General features: G+C 70.2%; 5 protein-coding genes. All 5 read left to right on the top strand.

The window, feature by feature from the left end:
• Positions 1-274: 274 nt before the first annotated feature.
• From AC1DOC_RS21710 to AC1DOC_RS21730, 5 genes are read left to right on the top strand one after another with little or no spacing between them, the layout of a single operon-like run.
• Positions 275-1,183 (top strand): ABC transporter ATP-binding protein, encoded by a 909-nt coding sequence (locus AC1DOC_RS21710; RefSeq protein ID WP_478081384.1) that lies wholly within the window; start codon positions 275-277, stop codon positions 1,181-1,183.
• A gap of 9 nt (positions 1,184-1,192) precedes the next feature.
• Positions 1,193-2,350 carry an ABC transporter permease gene (locus AC1DOC_RS21715; protein ID WP_478081383.1) on the top strand — a complete coding sequence of 386 codons (1,158 nt, stop codon included), beginning with the start codon at positions 1,193-1,195 and terminating at the stop codon, positions 2,348-2,350.
• A complete protein-coding gene (locus tag AC1DOC_RS21720) occupies positions 2,347-2,625 on the top strand; it encodes an acyl carrier protein (RefSeq protein WP_278879944.1) in 279 nt (92 codons plus the stop codon). The genes AC1DOC_RS21715 and AC1DOC_RS21720 overlap by 4 nt, the downstream gene beginning before the upstream one ends.
• Positions 2,622-3,701 (top strand): beta-ketoacyl synthase N-terminal-like domain-containing protein, encoded by a 1,080-nt coding sequence (locus tag AC1DOC_RS21725; protein ID WP_478084176.1) that lies wholly within the window; start codon positions 2,622-2,624, stop codon positions 3,699-3,701. Before AC1DOC_RS21720 ends, AC1DOC_RS21725 begins: the two co-directional genes overlap by 4 nt.
• Positions 3,698-4,201, top strand: coding sequence for a hypothetical protein (locus tag AC1DOC_RS21730; protein WP_018907381.1), 504 nt, complete (start codon positions 3,698-3,700; stop codon positions 4,199-4,201). The genes AC1DOC_RS21725 and AC1DOC_RS21730 overlap by 4 nt, the downstream gene beginning before the upstream one ends.
• Positions 4,202-4,264 lie beyond the last annotated feature (63 nt).

A 4,264-nucleotide genomic window follows, 5' to 3' on the forward strand; every position in this document is an offset into this window, starting at 1 on the left:
TGCACAGGCCACCGGGTACTCCCCTCCGCGAATGTCCCCCGCCTTCGGCTCCTCCTTTATTTCGCTGCGGGGAGCACCCGATGCCCTGTGCACCTGGGCACGCTCTGTGTGTATCGCTGATCAACCACCGCTCTGTCCAACGCTCTCGTCGATGGGGTGCCTTGCGCAGCGAAATCAAGGGGGAGGCCGAAGGCCGGAGGACATTCGCGGAGCAAGGTACCCCGTCGGCGGGAGCGCACCCCGAACAGCAGCCTCCCAAACAAGACACCGCCCGATGCTGGAACTGAAGAACCTCGGCCACCGCTATCCGCACGCCGACGCGGCCGCGCTGACCGACGTCTCGCTTGCGGTGCCCCGGGGTTGCGTCATGGGCCTGCTCGGCCCCAACGGCGCGGGCAAGACCACGTTGATTTCGCATCTGTCGGGCGCGCTCGCCGTGCAGTCGGGCGAGATCCTCATCGACGGCCAGCCGCTGCAGCAGGTGCGCGCCAAGGCCCCCACGCGCATCGCCGTGGCGCCGCAGGACCAGGCCTTCTATCCGATGCTCACCGTGGCCGAGAACCTCGCATGCTTTGCCGCGGCGGGTGGCCTGGACGGCGCGCGCAAGAAGGCGCGCATCGAGGCCTGCACGCACTTTGCGCAGCTCGAACAGTTTGTCGGCGTGCGCGCCGAGCGGCTCTCGGGCGGCCTCAAGCGCCGCCTCAACCTGGCCATCGCGCTGCTGCCCGAGCCCGAGCTGATGCTGTTCGACGAGCCCACGGTGGGCGTCGATCCGCAGTCGCGCGCCTTCATTCTCGATGCCATCAAGAGCCTGGCGCAGCAGGGCGCGGCGGTGATCTATGCCTCGCACTACATGGAAGAGATCGAGGCCATTGCCGATCGCGTGGCCATCCTCGACCATGGCCGCGTGCTGCGCGAAGGCTCGCTCGAGCAACTGCTGTCCAAGAGCGCCATGCTGCTCACGCTGGCCGCCGACGGGCTCGACGCGCAGAAGCTCTCGCGCTTCGGCACGGTGGAGCAGGGCGGCGTGCACTGGCGCATTCACCTGCGCGAAGGCACCGGGCCTGGCCCCGTGCTGCAGGCGCTGGAAGCCGAAGGCATCGAGGTGCGCCACGCCGAGTTCGGCCGCCACGATCTCGAGCAGCTCTTCATGGCGCTCACCCATCGCTCGCTGCGCGACTGAAGAAGCACCATGCTCCTCGCGCTCATCAAGAAGGAACTGCTCGCACTCGTGCGCGACATGCACGGGCTGGCGGCGCTGTTCCTGATGCCGATGGTCTTCATCGTGCTGATGTCGCTCACGTTGAAGGACATCTACCGCCCGCCGCTGGCCGAACTGAGCTATGCGGTCGACCGGCGCGACACCGAGACACCCGCGCAATGGCTGCAGCAGATCTGGCAGCGCAGCCACGGCGCGCCCAGGGCGCTCGATGCCGACTGGCAGGCGCAGCTGCGAAGCGGTGCGCTCAAGTACGTGATCGTGCTGGAGCCCGGACTGTCGGCGGAGCTCGAATCGGCCGCGCTGTCGACCAAGGCCCACATCCGGCTTCTGACGGACCCGGGCATCGACGCCAACCTGTTCAACGCGCTGCGCGCCGAGCTCGTCGGGGCGTCCGGCGAACTGAAGGCGCGCCTGGCGCTCGCGGTGCCCGGCACCTCGGGCCCGCCGCCGGGTGCCTCGATCCAGGCGCTGGTGAACGCCGAGCGCTTTGCCACCGCCGGCCCGCGGCCCACTTCGGTGCAGCAGAACGTGCCCGCGTGGCTGGTGTTCGGCATGTTCTTCGTGGTTGCTTCGCTCTCCAGCCTGTTCGTGCAGGAACGCAGCTCGGGTGCGCTGGGCCGGCTGCGCAGCCTGGGCGTGTCGCGCGTCATGCTGCTGATGTCGAAGGCGCTGCCCTACCTGGGCGTCAACGCGCTGCAGGCCGTACTGATGCTGGCCGCCGGCATCTGGCTGATGCCGCTGATCGGCGGCGACGCGCTTTCGCTCGCGGGCATCCATTGGGGCGCGCTGGTGCTGGCGCTGGCGGCCGTGAGCCTGGCCGCGGTGAGCCTCTCGCTGGCACTGGCCTGCGCGGTGCGCAGCCATGCGCAGGCCGCCACCATCGGGCCGATGGTCAACGTGCTGATGGCGGCGGCGGGCGGCATCATGGTGCCCAAGTTCGTGATGCCGGGCTTCATGCAGCGGCTGGTCGAGATCTCGCCAATGAACTGGGGGCTGGAGGCGCTGCTCACCGTGCTGCTGCGCGGCGGCGGCGTGGCCGAGACGCTGCCGCAGGTCGGCCGGCTCGTGGTGTTTGCGGCGGCCATGTTCCTTCTCGCCGTCTTTCTGTTTCGCAGGCGCGCATCGTGACCACCCATTTCCATTCCGCTGAATTCATCGCCAGCCTGAAGGCCATGGTGCTCGAGGCCGTCGAAAAGGACGCGCCGCCGGGCGGCCTTGGCGACGACGAGCCGCTGTTCGGGCCCGAGGCCCGGCTCGACCTCGATTCGCTCGACGCGCTGCAGGTGTCGATGACGATCCAGCAGCGCTTCGGCGTGCGCATGCCCGACAGCAAGGAAACGCGCCGCGCGCTCACTTCCATCGTCCATCTGGCGGACCACCTGGTGCAAGCGGGCAAGGCATGAGCGTCAGGAGCGTGTACCTTGCCGGCATGGGCCTGGCCTGCACGCTGGGCAACGATCTTCCGACCGCCGTGGAGGCCCTGGCACGCGGCGGCGTTCCGCCTGTACCGGTCGCGGTTTCGGAAGGCGTGCAGTGGCCGGTCCACATGCTGCCGCCGCAGGAAGGCGACTGGCGGCAGCGGCTCGCGCGCGTCGTGCGCGGCGTGGCCGCACAGGCGTACGAAGGAACAGCGGCAGCGCGGTCCGGGCCGCTCTTCGTCGCATCGTCCTCGCTGGACATCGGCGGCATGGAGCACACGGTGCAGGACCTGCGGCTCGGCGGCGACCTGCAGGACTTTGCGGGCCTCGTGGCCGCTGCGCTCGACTGGCAGGGGCCGGTCTTCACCATCTCCACGGCCTGCACCTCGGCGCTCAATGCGGTGCTCGCGGCTTGCGACCTGATCCGAGGCGGCCAGGCCGACGAGGCGCTGGTGATCGGCGCCGAGCTCGGCAACCGCTTCACGGTGGCCGGCTTCGGCGCGATGCAGCTGCTCTCGCCGGATGGCGCGCGGCCTTTCGGCGCCGGGCGCAACGGGCTGGTGCTCGGCGAGGCGGTGGCCGCATTGCGGCTCGGTTCGCGCGCGGCGCGCTGGCGCATTGCGGGCGGGGCCAACGTGGTCGATGGGCGCAATCCCTCGGGCACCGAGGCCAGCGCGGTGCTTGCGATGTGCCATCAAGCGTTGGCGCAGAGCGGGCTGCGGCCGCAGGACATCGGCCTGGTCAAGGTGCAGGCCGCGGGCAGCCCGGCCAACGATGCGATCGAGGCGCTGGCCTTGAAGCAGGTCTTCGATCCGCTGCCGCCGCTGGTGTCGCTCAAGTCGGCGATCGGCCACACGCTGGGCGCCTCGGGGGCCGCCGAGCTGGTCTTGCTCGTTGCCTGCATCGAGAGTGGCGTGTGGCCGTCCGCTGGCTATGCCATCGACGATGAACTCGGCATTGCGCTGAGCACGCAGGCGCCGGCCGGGCTGCGCAACATCCTCTTCAACGTGGTCGGGTTCGGCGGCGGGCACGCCTCGCTGGTGCTGGAGGATGGCCGATGAACGCCGGTTCCGCCCCCGCATGGCGCACCGTCGCCCACTTCGCGGCCGATCCGCTGCCTGTTGACTGGCGCGACCAGCTCGCGCACCGGCTCGGCCGGCGGCCGCGGCGCGTCGGGCTCTGGACCGAGCTTGCGATGTTCGGGGCCCGGCAGTGCCTCGATGCCGCGGGCGAGGCGGCCTTGCCCGCGGGGGCCCGCCTGCGTGTATCGAGCCTGCGCGGCGCCTGGGGCGCGACGCATGCGGGCCTGGCGCAGCTCGACGCCGGCATGCTGATGCCGTTCACCTTCATGCAGGGCCAGCCTGCGCTGATGCTGGCGGAGGTCGGCCGCTGCCTCGAATGGCAGGGCGACGCGAGCTTTGCGCTGTGCCGCGATCCGCAGCAGTTGCTGCAGCTCTCGAAGCTGGGCGCCGCAAGCGCCGGCTTGCTGGTCGGCGTGGTGGAAGAGGAGCGCAATGGCGAGAAGCCGCGCTCCGAATGGTGGCGGCTGGTGCCGGCCTGAAGCACCGCAAAGCCGCTCCGGAACCGGGCGATCAGGCCAGCGCCGCGATCGACCGTGCCAGGT

The organism is Variovorax sp. 01T439_2 (genome assembly GCF_056398445.1).

Excerpts from the sequence above, each read along its gene's own strand:
- AC1DOC_RS21730 (WP_018907381.1), top strand. The coding sequence starts at position 3,698 with ATGAACGCCGGTTCCGCCCCCGCATGGCGCACCGTCGCCCACTTCGCG.
- AC1DOC_RS21715 (WP_478081383.1), top strand. The coding sequence starts at position 1,193 with ATGCTCCTCGCGCTCATCAAGAAGGAACTGCTCGCACTCGTGCGCGAC.
- AC1DOC_RS21725 (WP_478084176.1), top strand. The coding sequence starts at position 2,622 with ATGAGCGTCAGGAGCGTGTACCTTGCCGGCATGGGCCTGGCCTGCACG.
- AC1DOC_RS21710 (WP_478081384.1), top strand. The coding sequence starts at position 275 with ATGCTGGAACTGAAGAACCTCGGCCACCGCTATCCGCACGCCGACGCG.